The sequence below is a fragment of the Longimicrobium sp. genome (assembly GCA_036389795.1).
Classification (GTDB): Bacteria; Gemmatimonadota; Gemmatimonadetes; order Longimicrobiales; family Longimicrobiaceae; genus Longimicrobium.
The window spans coordinates 14,674-33,630 of the sequence record DASVWD010000246.1 but is presented as its reverse complement, the minus strand read 5'-3'; the positions used below and the strand labels follow the sequence as shown (position 1 = coordinate 33,630).

16 protein-coding genes are annotated in these 18,957 nt (G+C 70.7%); 4 read left to right on the top strand and 12 right to left on the bottom strand.

All coding sequences use genetic code 11. The annotated features are described in order from the left end of the window. Positions 1-158 precede the first annotated feature (158 nt). From hemA to VF746_29115, 6 genes are all read right to left on the bottom strand, one after another. A complete protein-coding gene (gene hemA / locus VF746_29140; protein ID HEX8696520.1) occupies positions 159-1,460 on the bottom strand; it encodes a glutamyl-tRNA reductase in 1,302 nt (433 codons plus the stop codon). Then, positions 1,442-2,080, bottom strand: a complete 639-nt coding sequence (locus tag VF746_29135; GenBank protein ID HEX8696519.1) for a bifunctional precorrin-2 dehydrogenase/sirohydrochlorin ferrochelatase — start codon at positions 2,078-2,080, stop codon at positions 1,442-1,444. The genes hemA and VF746_29135 overlap by 19 nt, the downstream gene beginning before the upstream one ends. Then, complete coding sequence (ccsA, locus tag VF746_29130) at positions 2,077-2,892, bottom strand: cytochrome c biogenesis protein CcsA (GenBank protein HEX8696518.1); 816 nt, start codon at positions 2,890-2,892, stop codon at positions 2,077-2,079. The genes VF746_29135 and ccsA overlap by 4 nt, the downstream gene beginning before the upstream one ends. A gap of 125 nt (positions 2,893-3,017) precedes the next feature. After that, positions 3,018-4,097 (bottom strand): LysM domain-containing protein, encoded by a 1,080-nt coding sequence (locus VF746_29125; protein ID HEX8696517.1) that lies wholly within the window; start codon positions 4,095-4,097, stop codon positions 3,018-3,020. Between the two features lie 615 nt (positions 4,098-4,712). After that, positions 4,713-6,065, bottom strand: coding sequence for a hypothetical protein (locus tag VF746_29120; GenBank protein ID HEX8696516.1), 1,353 nt, complete (start codon positions 6,063-6,065; stop codon positions 4,713-4,715). 240 nt (positions 6,066-6,305) lie between these two features. Further along, a complete protein-coding gene (locus VF746_29115) occupies positions 6,306-6,707 on the bottom strand; it encodes a hypothetical protein (protein HEX8696515.1) in 402 nt (133 codons plus the stop codon). A gap of 241 nt (positions 6,708-6,948) precedes the next feature. Between VF746_29115 and VF746_29110 the strand changes: the two genes are divergently transcribed. Then, a complete protein-coding gene (locus VF746_29110) occupies positions 6,949-8,253 on the top strand; it encodes a family 10 glycosylhydrolase (GenBank protein ID HEX8696514.1) in 1,305 nt (434 codons plus the stop codon). A gap of 308 nt (positions 8,254-8,561) precedes the next feature. Here VF746_29110 and VF746_29105 read toward each other — a convergent pair whose 3' ends face one another. Continuing rightward, positions 8,562-8,726: a hypothetical protein gene (locus VF746_29105; GenBank protein ID HEX8696513.1), complete on the bottom strand. Its 165-nt coding sequence runs from the start codon at positions 8,724-8,726 to the stop codon at positions 8,562-8,564. Positions 8,727-8,947: 221 nt separating this feature from the next. On the opposite strand from VF746_29105, the gene VF746_29100 reads away from it, so the two are divergent. Beyond that, positions 8,948-9,736, top strand: a complete 789-nt coding sequence (locus VF746_29100; GenBank protein HEX8696512.1) for a hypothetical protein — start codon at positions 8,948-8,950, stop codon at positions 9,734-9,736. 236 nt (positions 9,737-9,972) lie between these two features. On the opposite strand, the gene VF746_29095 is transcribed toward VF746_29100, so the two are convergent. Continuing rightward, positions 9,973-11,310, bottom strand: coding sequence for a hypothetical protein (locus VF746_29095; protein HEX8696511.1), 1,338 nt, complete (start codon positions 11,308-11,310; stop codon positions 9,973-9,975). Positions 11,311-11,602: 292 nt separating this feature from the next. Here VF746_29095 and VF746_29090 point away from each other — a divergent pair, with 292 nt between their 5' ends. Together VF746_29090 and VF746_29085 are read left to right on the top strand one after the other, a co-directional pair. Continuing rightward, on the top strand, positions 11,603-12,580 hold the full coding sequence (locus tag VF746_29090) for an SIR2 family protein (GenBank protein HEX8696510.1): 978 nt from the start codon (positions 11,603-11,605) through the stop codon (positions 12,578-12,580). 145 nt (positions 12,581-12,725) lie between these two features. Beyond that, positions 12,726-15,119 carry a hypothetical protein gene (locus VF746_29085; protein ID HEX8696509.1) on the top strand — a complete coding sequence of 798 codons (2,394 nt, stop codon included), beginning with the start codon at positions 12,726-12,728 and terminating at the stop codon, positions 15,117-15,119. Positions 15,120-15,183: 64 nt separating this feature from the next. Here the strand turns inward: VF746_29085 and VF746_29080 are convergent, their stop codons facing one another. Genes VF746_29080 through VF746_29065 form a run of 4 tightly spaced genes read right to left on the bottom strand, consistent with a single transcriptional unit; the run spans position 15,184 to position 18,845 of the window. After that, the gene (locus VF746_29080) at positions 15,184-16,260 is read right to left on the bottom strand and encodes a glycosyltransferase (GenBank protein ID HEX8696508.1); all 1,077 of its coding nucleotides are present in this window, start codon (positions 16,258-16,260) and stop codon (positions 15,184-15,186) included. After that, entirely contained in the window at positions 16,257-17,342 is a 1,086-nt protein-coding gene (locus tag VF746_29075) for a glycosyltransferase (GenBank protein ID HEX8696507.1), read from the bottom strand. The genes VF746_29080 and VF746_29075 overlap by 4 nt, the downstream gene beginning before the upstream one ends. A gap of 25 nt (positions 17,343-17,367) precedes the next feature. Further along, positions 17,368-17,700 carry a hypothetical protein gene (locus VF746_29070; protein ID HEX8696506.1) on the bottom strand — a complete coding sequence of 111 codons (333 nt, stop codon included), beginning with the start codon at positions 17,698-17,700 and terminating at the stop codon, positions 17,368-17,370. Then, positions 17,700-18,845 (bottom strand): glycosyltransferase, encoded by a 1,146-nt coding sequence (locus VF746_29065; GenBank protein ID HEX8696505.1) that lies wholly within the window; start codon positions 18,843-18,845, stop codon positions 17,700-17,702. The genes VF746_29070 and VF746_29065 overlap by 1 nt, the downstream gene beginning before the upstream one ends. Positions 18,846-18,957: the final 112 nt, after the last annotated feature.

The following is an 18,957-nucleotide window of genomic DNA, read 5'->3' as shown; positions in this document are numbered from 1 at the left end:
ATCTTCGTAGGGGCGAGGCCTGCCTCGCCCGGCTGGCCGAATGCCATCGGCAGGGGACCGGGCCGGCATCCCGTCCCTTCGCAACCGCCCTCGCAGGCGCGACCTCCCGCCGGGCGAGGCAGGCCTCGCCCCTACGGTGGTTCCGTGGCGGGAGACGTTCATTCGCCGCCCTCGCCGTGGGCGTCTTCGGCATCGAGGTGGAAGAGGTAGCGCGCGGTGTCGAGCACGCCGGTGCCGCGGCCGTTGCTGGTGGCCTCGCGCAGGCGCGCGGTGGGCGCGTGCAGCAGCTTGTTGGTGAGCGCGCGGGTGAGCGCGTCGATGGCCAGCTGGTCGTCGGCCGACAGGTGCTGCAGCTGCCTGAGCGCCCGCTCCATCTCAGCCTGCCGCACCTGCTCGACCCGCTCGCGCAGCGCCCGGATCGTCGGCACCACGGCGAGCGAGGCGTACCACTTCCAGAAGTCCTCCACCCCCGCCGCGACGATGGCCTCGGCCTTGGGCAGCTCGGCGCGGCGGCGGCCCAGGCTGTCGTCCACGATCTGCTGCAGGTCGTCCAGGTTGTAGAGGAAGACGTTGTGCTGGTCGCCCACCGCCGGCTCCACGTCGCGCGGGACGGCGATGTCCAGGATGCACAGGGGGCGGCGCGGGCCCTGGGGGAGCGCCTCGCGGAAGCGCTGCACGGTGAGCACGGGGTGCGGGGCCGCGGTGGAGGAGACCACGATGTCCACCTGCGCCAGCGCCGCCGCGAAGCCGTCCCAGCGCACCGCCGCGCCGCCCCAGCGCTCGGCCAGCTCGCGGGCGCGCTCCCAGGTGCGGTTGGCCACGATCGCGGTGTCGACCCCCTCGCCGCGCAGGCACTCCAGCGTCACCTCGCTCATCTCCCCCGCGCCCAGCACCAGGGCGCGCCGGCCCCGGAGCGAGCCGAAGATCTTGCGGGCCAGCTCCACGGACGCGGAGGGAACGGAGGCCGCACCCTGCCCCAGCGAGGTCTCGCTGCGCACCCGCCCGCCCACGCCCAGCGCCGTCTGGAAGAGGCGGTTGAGCGCCGGGCCCACGACGGGCCCCTCCACGGTGGTGGCCTCGCGGGCCAGCGCGTACGCCTCCTTCACCTGCCCCTGGATCTGCGGCTCGCCCACGATCATCGAGTCGAGCCCCGACACCACGCGGAAGAGGTGCTCGGCCGCCTGGCGGTCGCGGTGCACGTAGAGGTGGCGCGACGGGCTCGCGCCGGGCCCCAGGCGCCGGGCGAGGACCTCCGCCGCCCGCTCCACCCCGGCGTCGCCCCCCAGCGAGGCCAGGTAGAACTCGGTGCGGTTGCAGGTGGAGAGCAGCACCGCCTCGGCCTCCACCTCGGCGGCGAGCGCCGCGAGCGCGCCCGCGTGCTCGGCGCGCCCGAAGGCGGCCCGCTCGCGCAGCTCGATCGGCGTCGTGCGGTGGCTCAGGCCTACGACTGCGACAGGCATCGGGCGATGCGGGACTCGACTTCGTGGTCGCGGCCGGCGATGGCCGCGTCGAGGAACTCGGGGGTGACCAGGCCGAGCCAGGCCTCCCGGCGCCGGGCGGGGTCGCCGGGGAAGCGCGCGCGCAGGTGGTCGCGCAGGCGCGCCAGGCGCCCGGCGGCGCGGCCCAGGCCGGGGGTGACGACCGCCTCCAGCCGCTCGCGCAGCCGCCGCGCCAGGAGCGGCGAGGCGCCGCCGGTGGAGAACGCCACCACCACGTCGTCCCGGCGGATGGAGGCCGGCACGTGGAACGCGGAGCCCGGCCCGTCGTCGGCCACGCTCACCAGCGCGCCGGCGGCCTCGGCCTCGCGCGCGACCGCGGCGTTCACCCCGGGCGCGTCGGTGGCCGCGAAGACCAGGTGGTACCCCGACGCGTCGCCCGGCTGGAAGACCCGCGGATGCCAGACGAGCCGCAGGCGCCCGATCAGCGCCCGCAGCTCGTCGTGGACCTCGGGGGCCACAACGACGGGCGCCCCGCCGGCCTCGGCCACCCCGGCCGCCTTGCGCAGCGCCACCCGCCCCCCGCCCACCACCAGCACGCGCAGGCGGGCGACGTCGAGGAGCACGGGGTAGCGCCCGCTCACAGGAACCCTCCCCCGGACCCCTCGCCCACGCGCAGGAGGAGGTACCAGACCACCACCACCGCGAAGCCGAGCACGCTCGCCAGCGCCGCCCGCCGGGCGCGCCGCCCGCCACCCGCGCGCGCCGCCAGCGCGGCGGCGAACACGAGCCAGGAGAGTACGCCCCACACGACTTTGGGGTTCCCGGGCGACATCGGCGGCCCGAACTGCGCCGACCACGCCCACCCCAGCAGGAGCGCCAGCGTGAGCGCGGGCATCCCCACCAGGAGCGCCCCGCGGCCGATGCGGTCGAGGGTGTCGAGCGGGGGGAAGAAGCGGAAGACGGCGCCGAAGCGCTTGCTCTTGAGCTCGCGGAACTGGACCAGGTACATGAGCCCCGCCGCGAAGGCCACGGTGAGCCCCGCGTAGCCCAGGAAGGCGAGCACCACGTGGAGGACGAACCAGGGCCCGCGGAACGCCGCCGAGTCGCCCGAGGGGTGCACCCCGGCGATCTCGGCGATCGCGGCGATCGCCGCTGCGACGGGGACCAGCACCAGGCCCACGGGCCCGGTGCGCCCGAGGGTGGCCAGCCCCAGCGACCCGGCGGCGATCAGGAAGGCCAGGACGGAGAGCGAGGGCCCCAGCCCCACCAGGGGGAGGACGCCGTGCTCGCCGCGGTAGAGCACGAGCGCGGCGGCGTGCAGCACCAGCGCGCCGCCCAGCACCGCGGTGGCCACGGCGGGGAGGCGGCGGTGGCTCCTGGCCAGGGAGAGGCCGAGCAGGGCGGCGGCCAGCGCGTACAGCGCCAGGGCGGCGAGGTGGAGCGTCGCGGTCATCGCCCCCGAAAATGCGACGACGCCCCTCCTTTCGGAAGGGCGTCGAGAAAAAACCAGTGCCCAGTTCCAAGTGCCCAGTGCCCGGTCGGGCCGTTCCTGGGCACTGGGGACTGGGCACTATTCGGTCACCGCCCGCCCGAGCTCCCGCCCCCGCCCCCCGGCATCGCGGCGACGCGGCGCACGGGGAGGCCCACGGCCACGGCGGGCTGCTCGATGGAGGTGATGCGGGCCGAGGCGGTGGTGCGCGTGACCTTCACCACCTGCATGCGCGCGACGGCGATCTCGGGGCGCGTCCCCCAGGTGCGGCCCTGGCGCGGGAGGTAGACCTCGAACTCGTCGCCCTCGCGCACGCCGGCCTCGCGGCCCACGTCCAGGAAGGTGATCTCCTCCACGGCCTGCACCGGGTGCGGCCTCTCGAAGCCCAGGATGGAGCCCTGCAGCCCGCGCGAGGGGGCCGGCCGCGCGCCCACGGCCACGGGGAAGCGCTCGAAGGGGACCGCCAGGTCGTTCACCGCCACCTGGTCGTACATCCGCACGATCACCACGGTGGCCACGCCCTCCTCCACCGCGGCCACGGTGCCCACGCCGGTGGAGACGTAGACGCGCCCGTGCGGCCGCAGCTCGCGCCCCTGCCGCACGAACTGCAGGCGGTCGCCGATGGCCGGGGCCGTGCCGGCCAGGGCCACGTACACCCTGTCGTAGACCTGGATGGCGGGCGGGCGCTCCAGCGGCACCACGGTGGGCGAGATCAGCTCGGCCAGGCGGCCGACCGCCGGCACCTCGCCGTCGCGGGCCAGGAACGAGGCGCGGTAGAAGTCGCCCACGCGCACCACGGGGAACTGCGCGGTCCCCAGCGGGAGCACGGTGAGCCGGTCTTCCTGCTTCACCTGGCGCTCGCCGCGGAAGAAGATGGTGCGGCCGGGCTGGGCGCCGGGGGCCGCCGCCGCGGTGGCGCCGAAGGGCAGCACCAGGCGCTCGCGCGGGTAGATGAGCGCCGGGTCCTCGACCACGCCGGTGTTCAGGCGGAAGATCTCCGGCCAGAGGAACGGGTCGTTCAGGTAGACGCGCGCGAGGTCCCACAGCGTCTCGCCGGGCTGCACGACGTGCACGCGCTGCTGCGGCACGGTGTCGCGCTGGGCGAAGAGCGGCGGCGCGGCGGCGAGCGCGGCGGCGGCGAGCAGGGCGGCTCTGGAAACGGGTCTCACGTGGCCTCGCAGGCTGGTGCGTGCGGCGGGTTCGAAAAGGCGTGGCGCCGGGGACGGACGCAGTGCGCCCGCGCGGGATCCCGGGCGCTTCAGCGGGAAGCGCCGGGGCTGGAGCAATACGGTGTGGGGAACGCTCTATGGTAAGGCGCGGCAGTGCCGCCCGCAAGAACAACGCGCGCCGGGGCGTGCGCGGTCCGTGTCGGCGCGACATGGCGGCTCGTCTTGTACCCGGAACGTGCGCGCGACATGCCAGCGCCGTGCCGGGATCTCCCGGGCATGCCGGCGGTCGATGCAAGTCGAAGAGGAGGAACGAGATCGGGAGGAATCGGCGCGGGAGGGAAGGGATCGGGGGTCTACGACCGGATTGCCGGAAAGTGAAAAGTTTGCGGGCGTTTTGCAGGGTCGATCAGAGCCCCTCGGCGCCTCGCGCGGCGAAGAGGATGCGGGACGTCTCGCGCGTTCCGGCGGATCCCGGCGCGGCGGCGGGGGCCCTCACCCGCCGCCTTGGAGCGGCAACCCTCTCCCAACTTCGGGAGAGGGTGGACTTTACGAGTCGGAGCGAGGGTGGGTGTGGCGCCGGCTGTCCCCTGAACCTGTTCCCTGCCCCTGCGGTTCCTACTCGTCGCTCCGGAGCAGGCCCAGGCCGGCGCCGAAGCGGCACTCGGTGACGTAGCCCCGCTCGGCGGCGGCGCACTCGCGCTCGCGCCTGGGGCTGGCGGCGTGCAGGATGCCGATCTGCTGCCCGACGGCCCGGTAGCACGCCGGCTTGCTTGCGTCGGGGACCTCCTTGCAGAAGCCCAGCCCGTCGGAGGCCTTGGCCGTGACGTCGACGATGTTCTTCACCACGCCCACGATGCAGTACGCCTGCACGTCGGCGGGGGCCTGGCCGCAGTAGGCGATGGCCTGCTCCTGGCTGCCGCGCGCCCACGAGTTGGCGTCGCGCCCCAGGCTCTGGAAGCAGGTCTGCCGCATGTCCTCGGGCGCCCGCAGGCACTGCTCGGAGGCCGCGGCGAAGTCGCCGCCGTTGCGCCACAGGATGGCCGAGGTCTGCATCAGGTAGCACTGCCGGCGGTGGTGCTCCCGCACGACGGTGCACGGGTAGAGCGGCTCCGCCTCGTCCAGCGCCTTGAACGGCTCGGCGGCCGCTTCGCCGTGCGCGTGGGGCGCCGCCCCGCCGTGCTCCGCGTGTCCGCCCTCCGCCGCCGCCTGCGCCCCTCCGTGCTCGCCGTGGCCGCCATCGGCCTGCTGCGTGGTAGCCGTGTGGTGGGGGTGGGTGACGTTGATGATGTTCTCCATGAAGGCGCCGCCCCAGCACCCCTGCTTCTCGAAGGTCTCGGTGAGCAGGTCGCAGGCGTCGAGCGCCGTGAGGAGGTTGTGCGCGTTGACGGCCATCAGCCCGTGCCCCATCCCGTGCGAGCACTGGAAGTCCAGCCAGCGCCGCTCGGGGGTGCGGTAGTCGGTGCAGAGGGTGTTGAGCTTCTCGGCGGTCACCCCCCCGCCGCCCGCGCGGTCGTCGGCGAAGTAGGCCTGGATGACGCCGTGGTAGCAGCCGGACTGGAAATCGGTGGTGCACAGCGCGAAGGTCTGGCTCACCGTCTCGGGCCCCTTGTAGGCGGCGATGCCGATGCCGTGCGCGTAGACGTGCCCGTCGCGGTCGATGTCCGGGTCCCTGGCGGTGATGAGGAGGAGCGCGGCCATGGCCTTGTCGACCCCGGCGGGCTCGATCACCGACACCAGCGCCTTCTCGACGCACTGGCCCTTGTCCTCCCCGCGGCACCCGGCCAGCACCCAGTCGGCGATCTGCCGGGGCGACGAGCCGCGCGTCCAGGTGCGGGCCTCCAGGCGGCTGGCGGCGGGCGCCTCCTCGGCCGGGGCGGAGGAGCCGCGGGAGGCGGTGCACTGCGACGCGGCGAGCGAGCACGCGGCGCAGAGAGCGACGAGGGCGACGTTCCTGAGCTTCGACGGCATGATGGTGCGTGGTCTGGAGATAACGATCTCGCCGGACACTCCGACGCCTGGAAAACTGTGCACGCGCACGCCCGCGCGCAATCCGGGGAGGGCGCGCGCCGGGCACGCGAACCGGAACCCCAACGGCAACTGCAATCTCACGCAGAGGAGCAGAGTCAGCAGAGAACTCATCGCCCGGCGCGGTTCTCTCTGCTCCCTCTGCTTCCTCTGCGCGAGGCCGGGCCGTTGAAAGGCGGCGGGCTACTCCCGGCGGAGGACGACGCGCCTGGGGATCGGCTCCAGGTAGACCAGGCCCTCGATGCGGTCGCGGCCGGTGACGTGGCCTTCGAAGACGATCAGGCCGCTGGAGCCGGCTTCGTCGGAGTAGAAGACGACGCGGCTCCCGTCGCGCTCGCCGTCGACGAAGAGGTCGGACGACGACCGGCCGCGGAGGAAGCCGGCCCGGCCGTAGAGCCCGTAGACGTCGTCGTCCAGGTCCAGGTAGAAGTCCAGCTCGGAGTCGTACCGCCCCACCCAGAAGCCCGACAGGTCGGAGAGCCCGGCCACGGCGAGGAGGTCGGAGCACCCGGAGAGCGCCACGACGAGAATCCCGTAGACCGCCGCCCGGAGCACGGTGCGCCGCGCGCGAACGCCACGCAACATCGTTCCCTCCGTTTCGCCGCTGGTCGAACTCCCGCCGCGGACGGGCTGCTGATACCGGGCGCCCTCGCCGGTTTGTTCCCTGATCGGGGACCTCCGCGGAACCCTCCGTTCAGCCGCCCCTCGCGCGGAGCGGAGACTCGCGTATAGATTGGATGCGATCCAACCCCCTCGCATACGCGCGCCGCCGACGGCGCTCTCCCGCACGACCCCGTGGCCGCTCCGGCCCCATCCCGTTGAAAGCATGAAGTCCATCCCGAGGCGAGCCCTCCTCGCCTGCGCGCCCGCGCTCCTGCTCGGCACCCTGGCGGGGACGAGGGTCCTGCGCCCCGCGGCCGCGGCCCCCGCGCCGGGCTTCCTCCCGGCCGCCGCCGCCGCGCCGCCCGCCCGGCCCGCGCTCCGCGAGGAGGCGCGCGCGCTGTGGGTCAACCGCTGGGACTACGGCTCCGAGGCCACCATCCGGCAGGTGATGGAGAACGCCCGGCGCGCCCACTTCAACATCGTCTACTTCCAGGTCCGCGGCCCCTCCGACGCGCGCTACCCCTCGCGGCTGGACCCGTGCTCGCCGCGGCTGTGCGGCGTGCTGGGCGGGGTGCCCACCTGGGACCCGCTGGAGGTGGCGGTGCGCGAGGCGCACGCGCGCGGGCTGCAGCTCCACGCCTGGATCAACGCGCTCTCCGGGTGGGAGTCGAAGAGCGCCGACGACTGCCGCGCCCTGGTGCGGAGCGCCCCCGGCCAGCCCAACCACGTGCTGCTGGACCACCCCGAGTGGGCCATGCACACCCGGAGCGGGCGGCCGCAGGGGTGCCCCAACGGCCAGGAGTACGTCTACCTCTCCCCCGGCCACCCCGGCGTGCGCACGCACCTGGCCCGCGTGGCCGCCGACGTGGTGCGCCGCTACGCGGTGGACGGCGTGCACCTGGACCGCATCCGCTACCCCGAGGCCGACTTCGGGTGGGACCCCGCGTCGCTGGCGGCGTTCGGGCGCGACCCCAGGGACGACCCGGCCGGGTGGGCGCGCTTCCGCCGCGAGCTGGTGAGCCGGGCGGTGCGCGAGGTCCACGACAGCATCCACGCCGTCCGCCCCGTGCCCCTCTCCGCGGCCGTGTGGCCGATCTACGACCGCGAGCGCTTCGGGTGGCGGCGCTCGTCCAGCGGGATCGCCGAGTACTTCCAGGACACCTGGGGGTGGGCGAGCGGCGGCTACCTGGACGCCGCCGTCCCCATGACCTACTTCTACGTGGCCGACCGGCGCTGCACGTACGAGCCGCGCCGCCCCGGCGAGGTGGCCGTCCCCGACTGGGACTGCATGGTGGCCGACCACGTGGACGGGATGCGCCCGAGCGGCCGCCACGTGTACGCCGCCGTGCTGGCCGGCCTCCCCTTCGCCGAGATGGAGAAGCAGATCCGCATCGGCCGCGAGCGCGGGGTGAACGGCTTCGCCTTCTACTCGTACAGCGTCCTGGCCGGCCGCGGCGGCCTGCGCTTCCTGGCCGAGGGCCCTTTCCGCGAGCCCGCCGCCGCCCCCCGCATGGCGTGGCTGCACTGACCGGACGTCCCCTCGCGCCAGCGCGGCGAAGGGCGCATCCCCCCGGGAGGATGCGCCCTTCGTCTTTCCGCCCCGCACCGTGGGTGAGGCGCTACTTCATATCACGTTGCAGACCTGATGTTTTCTTCTCTTGTCGTTACCTTGATGTCGTACCCCGGTCGCAGCCTTCCCTTGCAGGACATTTCCATGCGCATCCGCGGTCCTTGCGGACGCAAAGTCTTGTAAGTGAAGACAAAGCAGCGAGATGCGCTGTCGTGGCTCTTCCGTCGATGGGGCCGGGTGGTACTGTTTGTGGGACTAGGTTTGGATCACGCCGCAATCGCGTCGAGCTCCGCCGCGTTCGGGTCCATCAGGTACTGCCGCATGGACCTGCGCGTCTTCGCGGCACGGGCGCGCACCCGCTCGTTCTCCTTGTCCTGATAAACCTGCTCACGCGTGGCGCTGTAGGCGTGGCCGGAGATGCTGTTAAGCACCCGTGTCCTGGGAGAATTCGGGTGCTGGGTCGGTCGCCTGTCTGCGCAGCCCGTAGAACGAGCGTCCGCGCCGGTGCTCGACGCCCGCAATCCGCTCCAGATCAACGAATATCGCGCGGACTTCGCGTGGTTGTTGCAGCGAATTCATTCGCCCTTGGCTGGACCTCTGCCGCCGGGGCGGGTGACGTTCACCGATCCACATTGCAACCCGGAAGCGCTTCATGCCACGAATCCTCTTCATCCTCCCGCTTCTCCTCGCGATCCCGCTCCGCGCCGCCGCCCAGGATGGGCTCGAGAGCCGGAACGAAGCCTTTCTCCGAGCGGTGACGCGTGCGCCGAATGACAGCGTGGCGAAGTTCTTCCCGCGCCGCGGCGATTGGACGTGGACGCAGGTGGTGGAGGGCGCGCCACCCGGGCGGGGGTTGACGGTCTGGCGCTTCGCGGCCCCGGAGACGCTGCGGACCGTCTTGCACTACGGTCCTGTGTGCGAGTCCTTCCAGGGGTTCTCGGGGCCGTACGGGACCGAACTGGAGATGAGGATTGAGGCGGACGGGACGCGCTGGCGGCGGGTCGCCGGAAACCGCTTCGTGCCGCCGGGAGAATCCGCGCGGTCTCCGATGTTCGTGCAATGGCGGCGCGAGGATGGCCGCTGGGTGGTCTCCGCCTTCGGTCACGCGACCTCCTGGTCCCCGCGCGTGCTCGGGTACTCCCGTGGCGACGACGTGGTGCCCGACACGGTGCTGCCGCTCCCGTCCACGCCGGTCTACGCCGCGGAGGCGCCCTGGTACGTGGAGAGCCGGACGATCTACTTCAAGGACCGATCGTACACCAAGTACGGCCTGCCGCGAGCGGTTCCCGACTCCCTTTCGTTACGGCGCGTCGGACGCTTCGGGCTGATCGGCGTCTATACTGACAACGGGGACACCGACATCCTCTACATTCCCTTGGCCCCCGGACAGTACCAGCTCTACCAGATAGGCCATGGTCCTGTTCGCTGCCCGAAGAGCTGAGCTCCGGGAACAACGACCATGTTCGGCGGGCGCGGACCTCGGCAGCCGTTCAATTGCTTTCAGTTTTGGGCGCGTGACACACGCGCCAGTGGGCTAGATCATGAGATAGGTGTGCCGGTAAAGTCGGGCGTTTCGGCCCGCGAAGTCCGGTAGGCACTTTCGGAACATCAAGGATTTACAACAACTTTCCAGACTCTCAGCGATTCTTTAGCTGACTCCGTGTGAGCAGATCGGCGTCACGTCTTCCGCGCGGGGAGGGAGGCGGCGAGGCGGCAGGTCTCGACGTAGCCCGCCTCGACGGTGGCGCAGGCCTCCTCGCGGCGCGCCGGCTCGCTGGCGAAGCCGACCATCCGGCCCACGGCCTGGTAGCACTCGGTCTTCGACTCCGGGCGCGTGACGACGCGGCAGAGCGCGAACCCGTCCTCCGGGTCCGACTCCACGTCCACCAGCGCGGTGGCGGCGCCGCTGACGCAGTGGGGCTCGGCCTTCTCGCCCGCGGTGGCGCACATCTGGGCGCTGCGCGCGGGGTCGCGCCGGGCGTAGGCGGTGATGTCGCGGCCCAGGCTGCGCCAGCACACCTCCACCAGCGTGTTCCCCGCCCCCTCGCACGCCTTCGCGGTGGCGGGGAAGTCGCCCCCGTTGAAGAACAGGATGGCGGAGGTCTGGATGCCGTAGCAGGCGTAGCGGTACTGGTGCGCGACCGCGTTGCACGGGTAGAGCGGGTCGGACCGGTCCACCGCTTTCCACGGCTCGCGCGCGGCGCCGTCGCCCGCGGCGTGGTCGCCGTGGCCCTCGCCGCCGCCGTGCGCCGCGTGGCCGCCGTGCTCCCCCTCGCCGAGCGCCGCGTGCGAGTGGGCGGTGTGCTCGGGGTGCGTGGCGCTGACGATGTTCTCCATGAAGGCGCCGCCCTGGCAGCCCAGGCGCGCGTACGGGTCGCGCACCGAGTCGCAGGCGGCCAGCGCGTCGGGGAGGCGGTAGTCCACCACCGCCATGATCCCGTGCCCCATCCCGTGCGAGCACTCGCCGAACATCGGGTTGCCGCGCGCCCGGTGCGGCTCGCAGAGCGCGTTCAGCGCCTCGGCGGAGAGCCGGCCCTCGCGCCGCTGCACGTCGAGGAAGTAGCCCTGGATGACGCCGTGGTAGCACCCGGCGATCTGCGTGTCGGGGCACTGGGCGAAGGTCTCGGCCACGGTCTCGGGCGAGCGGTAGGCGGCGATCCCCAGCCCGTGCGCCAGCCCGTGCGCCTCGGGGAGCAGGCTGGTGTCGCGCTCGACGATGCGGTCCAGCGCCGCCATCGCCTTGGCGATCCCCGCAGCGTCCAGCACGGTGCGCAGCCCCCGCTCCACGCAGTCGCGCCGCTGGTTCACCCCGCCCCTGCGGCACCCCCTGATCGCCCACGTGGCGATCGAGTCCGGCACCGAGGCCGAGTCCCACGCCACCGGCGCGAGCCTGCTGGGCTCCGCCTCGGGCTCGGGCTGCGCGCGCGGGGCCGTGCGCTGCGGCCCGCACGCGGCGAGGGCGAGGAAGGCGGCGAGGATGGCGATGACGGACGTCGTCGGGCGCTGCGGCTTCATGGGATCCGTGGCTCGGGAAAAGTGAAGCGGTCGGACACAGTCTGGAGGTAAGGATAGCAGGGCGGCCCCCGGCGCGCACGATCGGCCGCCAGACGCTGGCTCGCCCTCAGTTCACCTTGGCTCCAAGCAGCGGCGTGAAGCCGCTTTATAATAGCTAATGCCGGAAGGCGCTCTCGGATTTCCTTACAAAGGCATTGACATGCAAGAATTCTGAATACAAGGTTGCGCTGTCGTCAGCATGTGCTCGCTCAGCAGTCGCGCATTCCGGGTTGCATCTTGTTAAGCTTCCAAAATGGGTGAGATCAAGCGTATCCTCGACACGGACGGGAAGCCGACGTTCGACTACCGCGGTGCCTTGCGGTCGCTCGCGCGGCAACTCCTCAATGGTGAAGGACTAATCTTTCTGGGTGCGGGCGCCGCTGCTGGCACCGTTGACGGAACCAGCCTGCCCACGGCCAGTGACCTGTCCCGCAAGTTTGCCAAGGAATGCCGGTTGGAGTGGCACGAGTACGTTCCACTCTCCACCGTCGCGTTCTATTACGAATCGTTCTTTTCTCGCGACGAACTCAATGCTTTCCTGCGTGAAAACCTGAACAACCCCAAAGCAAAGCCCTCAAAGACGATCACCACGCTCGTTGAACTCGTAGCTCTGTTCGAACGGAAGGGTGTCCAGGCATTGATCGTCACAACCAATTACGACGATCACTTCGAGCGAGCATACGAGAAGGTGTTCGGTTACCGGCCAGAAGTGATCATCTACAATGGTGGTACTGATGCAAACGACGACGCCGCTCATCTGCACCCCGGTATCCGCCACCCCCATCTCTGGCTCCCGAAGAAGCCGACGTATCTCTACAAGATGCACGGCTGCATCTCGCAGGCGACCGGCAGGAACTTGGTCATCACGGAGGAGGACTACATCAACTTTCTATCCAATGCATTGAGCCACAATGAGCATAAGCGCTTGCTCCCCTATGTGCTGGCCAACATCACGGAATGGCCCACGCTATTCGTCGGCTACAGTCTCTCCGATTGGAACTTCCGCGTCATCTACAAGGCCACGGCGGAGCGCTCGGGCACCAGAAGTTATGCGGTGCAGCTCTTCACGCCGAAGGAAGGCGACGAGACCCAGAGCGCGCGCTGGAACGCCACAGTAGGTTTCTGGGGAAAGAAGAACGTAGACATCATCAACGTTGATGCATCGACTTTCATGCAGGATCTGCTCGCAAGTGTCCAGGAATTGGTCGAATCCTCCCCCGACAGGACGTGAAAGAATCGGAGAGAGACCGGGGCGCTTGAAATGTTCGATGATCCTGTGGATGCGGCACGGTGGAACGTCGCTGGAAGAGGCGTGCAGGTCGATGGCTGCACGCAGTGCATAGTCTGATCTACTCGGGATTACACTGACCAACTCAATGCCATCCACCAGCCCCTGGCGCTTTCTCACGGCGCTTGAGAGCGACAACCCTGCTGACCAAGAGCTCATCCGGCTGACGCGAGCGGACGAACTCGCGATCGTGGCCAACATGATCTCGGCCTCGCGGGTCTCGCTTCTCTATTCATTCTCGGGGAACGGCAAAACTTCCCTCATTCGCGCGGGCGTTGTCCCGCTCTTCCGCGAGCGCGGCTATGCGGTATTCACTACGCGGCCACGGCCGCCATGGTGCCTGGACGATCCCGTACGGGCATTCAAGGAATCGGTGATCCGCGAAGCCACGCTACCCTTGTTCAGAGGCGAGGACCTGAAGTCCCTGCAGGACGTGAGGGTGCACCTCTCGCCCTTGCTAGTCGAGCAGCCCGGGCTCGATACCGTCCTCACCAGGCTGGAATCGCTGATCGAACGGCTGAAAAGCACGTCCGCATACGCGGAACGGTTCGCGAAACACATGCTGGAGAGGAGTGACCTCCCGCTGGTGGAGTTCGTTCGGGAGACGCGAAACTTCCTCGGGGACGAAGCACGCATCCTGATCATCTGCGACCAGTTCGAAGAGCTCTTCGTCCACTTCGGCAACACGCCCGTCTTTCAGAACTTCGTCGCGGAACTCGGGAGGGTATGGCAGGACACTTCGCTGAAATGTCACCTGCTCTTCTCAATGCGCGAAGACTCGGTGGGCAGCATGATCGAGTTCCGGAGCGCGATCCCCGACATCTTCTCGCACTACTTCAAGCTGAACCCGATCCGGAAGAGCCAGGCGGCAAGCGCTCTCACGGTCCCACTCACGCGATTGGGGCTGGCCCTGCCGGAGGAGACACGGGATGCAATCCTTGCAGACCTGATCCAGGCTTACGGCGAGATTCAGAGAGGCCGCTTCGACGGAATCGGGCTCGCCCCACCGCCTTCCGACGATCCGTTTCTCGAGCTTCCGGCTCTTCAGGTGGTGGCGGAGCGCCTCTGGGACACCCGGGACGCGTGCGAGACTCCTTTCGGACTGGCACACTACCGCAGCCTCGGGGAACACCTGTCCGCGACAGAGTCCGGTGCCGCATCACAGCCGTCCGCGTCGCAGCCTTCACCCGCCGACGTGGTTCTCGACCACTACATCGACGACATGCTCACGGAACTGCGGAACGACGCGCGGCTCGAGCCCGTGGCCTGGAGGGAGTTGCGGCTGGACTGCCTCTACCTGCTGACCGACCGCGTCCGCCACCGGCGCGCGCTGTCGGATCGACTGCTGCTGCGAGAACTGCGGTCAATTCGGCCTTCCGATCTGGATCTTCCCTCCCCCGACGCCGATCTGCTGCGGACCGCTCTGGAGCCCCTCCTCGAACGAGGGGTGGTCCGGTCCCACATCGGTGCCGGGGGGCAGACGCACTACGAACTCGCACACGATTTTGCGGTGCGATCGGTGGTGCGGTCGTGGCGCACTCTGGACCGCGCGCGGGCTGGCGAGATCGCTGTGCGAAAGCAGCGGGACCAAGAGGAACGGAAGAGGTCGGGACAGGCACTCGCAGCGGAGCGACGGGCACTGCGTCTGCTCGGGGCCGGACCGATGGTCACCATAGGCTTGGCTCTCCTGTTCATCCTGGGACCAGCGGCAGAAGGCGTTTTCTGGCTGTCGCTCGCCGTCGGACTGACAACCATCCTTTTAGCCGTACTTCACCGCGCTTTCTACTCCGCAGCGGCCGTGGCGAGCGTTCTAATCGCGGCCGTCACGGTACTGGACACGGACCCCTTCTCGGGTACTCGAATGGGGGTGATGGTGGCGTGCGTAGCCCTTGTCACAATGCCCCTCTACCTGTGGAGCTGTCTACAGGTTGCTCACCGAGTCGGGCTAGGGGGACACTCAACATGGATTATTCGCCTGATTTTCGCCGAATACATCGACGCGGCCCTCACGGTGGTTATAGCGCTGTGGAGTTTTCTGATCCTGCTGGTAGTAGTCTTCGATGCCCTCGCGCTATTTCGGTTTGGAATGCAGGGTGCGGCATTGTTGGTTGGGGTGGGTACCTCCACATTCATTCAGTTCGAGTACCTGCGACGAGCTGGGAGTACGGTCGGATTCAGAATGGCCGGACTGTGGATTGCAGACCGGGCAGGGAGTTCACCCAGTCGAGGCCGTATGCTAGCCCGTCAGTGCCTGTTCACGATATGGGCTATTCTGGATCTGTTCATAGCGATTCCAACCCTCCTGCTTTCGCCTGCAATCATTCGCAGTACGTCCGAGCACCAGACCGCTTACGATGCACTCGCTGGTACTCGCGCTAGGGCAGAATCTGACTCAACGAGCCTGAGAGTACCCGATCTGTTGTTTTACTGTGCCGCAGTACTTGCGTTGGGTATTACCGTTCTTCTCTTCAGTTTTCTCTGACCGCTGAGCCGCTGAGCTACCCCACTCCGGCTTTTTCTTTCCCCACACTAACCCATATAGCCTGCTACATCGCCGTCGCCGGCGCGGTGATCAGCTGCTCCAGCTCCCCGGCGCGGTGCTCGGCGGTGTGGGCGGCGAGGATGCGCGCGCGGGCGGCGGCGCCGAGGGCGCGGCGGTCGTCGGGGTGCGTGGAGCGGACGATCTCGACCACTTCCCCGGTGGACTCCGGGAGGAGGATCTCCTTCCCCGGGGTGAAGAAGTGGTCCAGGCCCGGCCAGCGGTCGGAGAGCATCGCCGCGCCGCAGGCCGCCGCCTCGAAGAGCCGCACCGAGGGCGACCACCCGGCGGCCACCATGTCGGCGCGGGTGGCGTTCAGCTGCCAGGCGGCGCTGCTGTAGAAGCGCGGGTGCCGCTGCGGGGGCAGGTGCGTCAGGTGCCGCACGTTCCCCGGCCAGAGGATGTCCGCCGGATACTGCGGCCCGGCCACGATGAAGCGCTGGCGCGGCAGCCGCTCGGCCACCTCCAGCAGGAAGCGCTCGACCACCGGCTGCCGGTCTTCCGCGTACGTCCCCATGTAGGCCAGGTCGCAGCGCAGCTCGGGGTCGGGCTCGGTGGGGTGGTAGCGCCCGGTGTCGACCGAGCAGTAGAGCGGCACCGCCTCGCGCGCGCCCAGCTCGCCCTCCACCACGCCCTGCAGGAACGGGCCGCCGGTGAACGACAGGTAGCGGGTGAAGAGCGGCACCTGGTCGGTGCGCAGGTACTCGGCCCCGCCGCTGCGGAGCGCGGCGACGGTGACGGGCGTGTCGATGTCGTAGAAGAAGAGCGGGTCCACGCCGGCCCCGGCCAGCGCGTCGATCACCCGCGGGCCCTCGTTCACGTAGCTGCCGACGATGGCCGCGTCCGCCTCGCGCGCCTCGGCGACGGCCTCCGCGGCCACCGCGTCCCAGTCGGCGTACAGCTTCAGCTCGCAGTAGCGGGGCTCGGGGTGGTCGCGGTTGGCGGCGTACCAGGGCGCGTCCCACTCCCAGAAGACGACCTCGTGGCCGCGCGCGGCGAAGGCCCGGAGCAGCGCGCGGTAGGTGGTGGCGTGCCCGTTCCCCCAGCTCGACGAGAGGGAGAGGCCGAAGACCACCAGCTTCATGCGACGCCCTCCGCCACCGGCGCGCGCAGCACGGCGTCCATCTGCGCGGCGCGCTGGGCGTAGGTGTGGCTCGTGAGCGCCCGCCGCCTGGCCGCCTGGCCGATGCGGCGCGCCTGGTCGTCGCCCGTCTCGCGCACCAGGCGGGCGACCTCGGCGCCGTCGGCGGCCAGCAGGATCTCCTCGCCGGGGGCGAAGAAGTCCTCGATCCCCCGCATCACGTCGGTCACCTGGCAGCAGGCGGCGCCGGCGGCCTCGAACATCCGCGTGGCCGGGCTCCACCCGTTCTCCACCATCGACTGGCGGTGGATGTTGAGCACCAGCCGCGCCGACGCGTTCACCTCGTTGTGCCGCGCGGTGGGGACGTGGCCCAGGCAGGTGACGTTGGGCGGCATCGGCTTGTCGCCCCACCCCTCGCCGCCCAGCACGAAGCGGTGCTCGGGGCAGAGGGCGGCGGCACGCAGGAAGAACTCCTCGACGCGCGCCTCGCGGTCCGGCAGCCGGTTCCCCATGAAGAGCAGGTCGAACCCGGGGCGCTCGGGGCGCTCCAGCGGCCGGTGCTCGTCGGGGTCCAGGCCGTTGTAGATGCAGGTGCACCCCCGCGCGCCCCACCGCTCGTACGCCTCGACCACGGGCGGGCCGCCGCCGTAGGTGAAGACGTGGTCGTAGCGGGGGACGTGCGCGCGGAAGGGGTCGGCCGCGTCGGCGGCCATGCGGGCGAGGGTGGCGGGCGCGTCCACGTCCAGGAACGCCGTCCGCGCGCGGCCGCCGGAGCGCTCGGCCAGCGCCTCCTCCAGCTCGGCGTCCCACACGCCCACGCCGCTGCACTTGATCACCCAGTCGCTGGTCTCGAACGCGGCGGCCACCAGCGTGCCGCGCTCGGCCTCGGAGCGGTAGACGATCACCCGCGCGTAGTCCGGGTCCTCCGCCAGGTCGCGGTTCTGCTGGCGGTCGTAGGCGTCGGGCTCGCAGAAGGTGACGCGGTGCCCGCGGTCCGAGAGCGCGCGCAGCAGCCCGCGGTAGTAGGTGGCCGCGCCGTTCCAGTACGACGAGACGAGGGACGATCCGAAGAAGGTCAGCTCCACGTGGCCTCCGCCGCTGCGGTGGATTTCATGCCGGCTCCTCGCTCTCGCCGTCGGGACCGTAGAGCTTCGGGAGGTCGAGCAGGTGATGGCCGACCACCCGTTCCGCCCGGAGGTCGAGGACCACCGCCATGAAGACGTCGCGGGCCTCCGAGTCGATCAGCACGTGCTGGTAGCGCCCGCTTTCGTCGCGGTAGGCGTACGTCACGGACCCGGGGGAGCAGTCGTGGCCCTCGAAGTCCTCCGCCGGGATGGCGTCGACGTACGGCCAGAAGTCGAACGGCGGCCCTTCGTCCATGCCCACCCGCTGCATCGGCGCGTCGAACGTCGCCCTGAACTCCGCCTCCGAAAGCCGCGCCATCATCCGCTCGCGGCGACGGCGGTCCCTGCCAGCGTTCCCGCGCTCCCGGCCGCGCCCAGCCCGGCGACGATGTCCAGCAGCTCCAGGGCGCGGTGGTCGCAGGTGTGCCGCGCCAGGATCGTCTCCAGCCCGCGCTCGGCCTGCGCGCGCGCCGCGTCTTCGTCCGCCGCCAGCCGCTTCAGCGCGTCGCGCATCTCCGCCGGGGTGCGGGCGACGGCGTAGTCGCCCGCGCGGAAGAGCTCCTCGGCGTCGTGCCAGGGGGCGCTGACCAGGGGGATGCCGCACGCCAGCGCCTCGAAGACGCGGATGGTGGGGATCCCGGCCAGCGCCTGGGCGTAGGCGCGCCGCGGCACGTGCAGGGTCGCGCGGCTGCGGGCGAAGATCTCCGGGACGCGGGCCGAGGGCGCCCAGCCGCGGAACTCCACCCCGGCGTCCGCCAGCTCGGCGAGCGCGTACTCGGGGTAGCGGACGCCGTGCGCGACGAACCGGAGCTCCGGCAGCGCCCGCGCGGAGTCGAGCCAGAAGGCGCGCAGCTCCCCGGTGCGCTCCTCGTCGCCCCAGTTGCCGATCCAGACCACGTCCTGCTCCTTCTCGCGCGCCAGGGGGCGGAAGCGCACGACGTCGGCGGCCTCGTGGAAGGTCCAGGCGCGCGCCACGCCGAAGCGGGCGCGGTAGACGTCGCGCAGCACGCGCCCGAAGGCGAGCACGGCGTCGAAGGCCAGGAGGTCGAAGCGGGCGATCGCCTCGGGCTGGCTCCAGGGCCGGTGGTGCGTGTCGAGGAAGACGGCGAGCGCCCCGGCCCGCGGCGCGAGGCGGGCGAGCGCGTTCACCACGTGCGGCTCGTTCCACTCGTGCACGACCACCACGTCCGCGCCCGCGGCCGCCGCTGCCAGCTCCTCCTGCAGCGCGGGGGACGCGGGGTCGAACGCGTGGACGTCGATCTCCGGGTAGGCGCGGGCGAACTCGACCACCGGGCCCACGCCGTGGTCGGCCAGCAGGTTCGCGAGCGACCAGGCGCCGCGGGGCTCGTGCGAGGAGACGTCGTGCCCCAGCCGGGTGAGCGAGCTCATCAGCCCGCGCAGGAAGTGCGCGTTCCCGTGGTTCCAGTCCGAGACGATGCTGTGGACGAAGAAGACGATGCGCATCGTCAGGGGCGGGCTCGGGGGAAGGCCGGGCGAAGGGCGGATGAATCCGCGGCAACAACGGCGCAAAGTCCGCCTTCGCGGACTCCTTCGGCGCGGACGAGGGGGCGGCGCG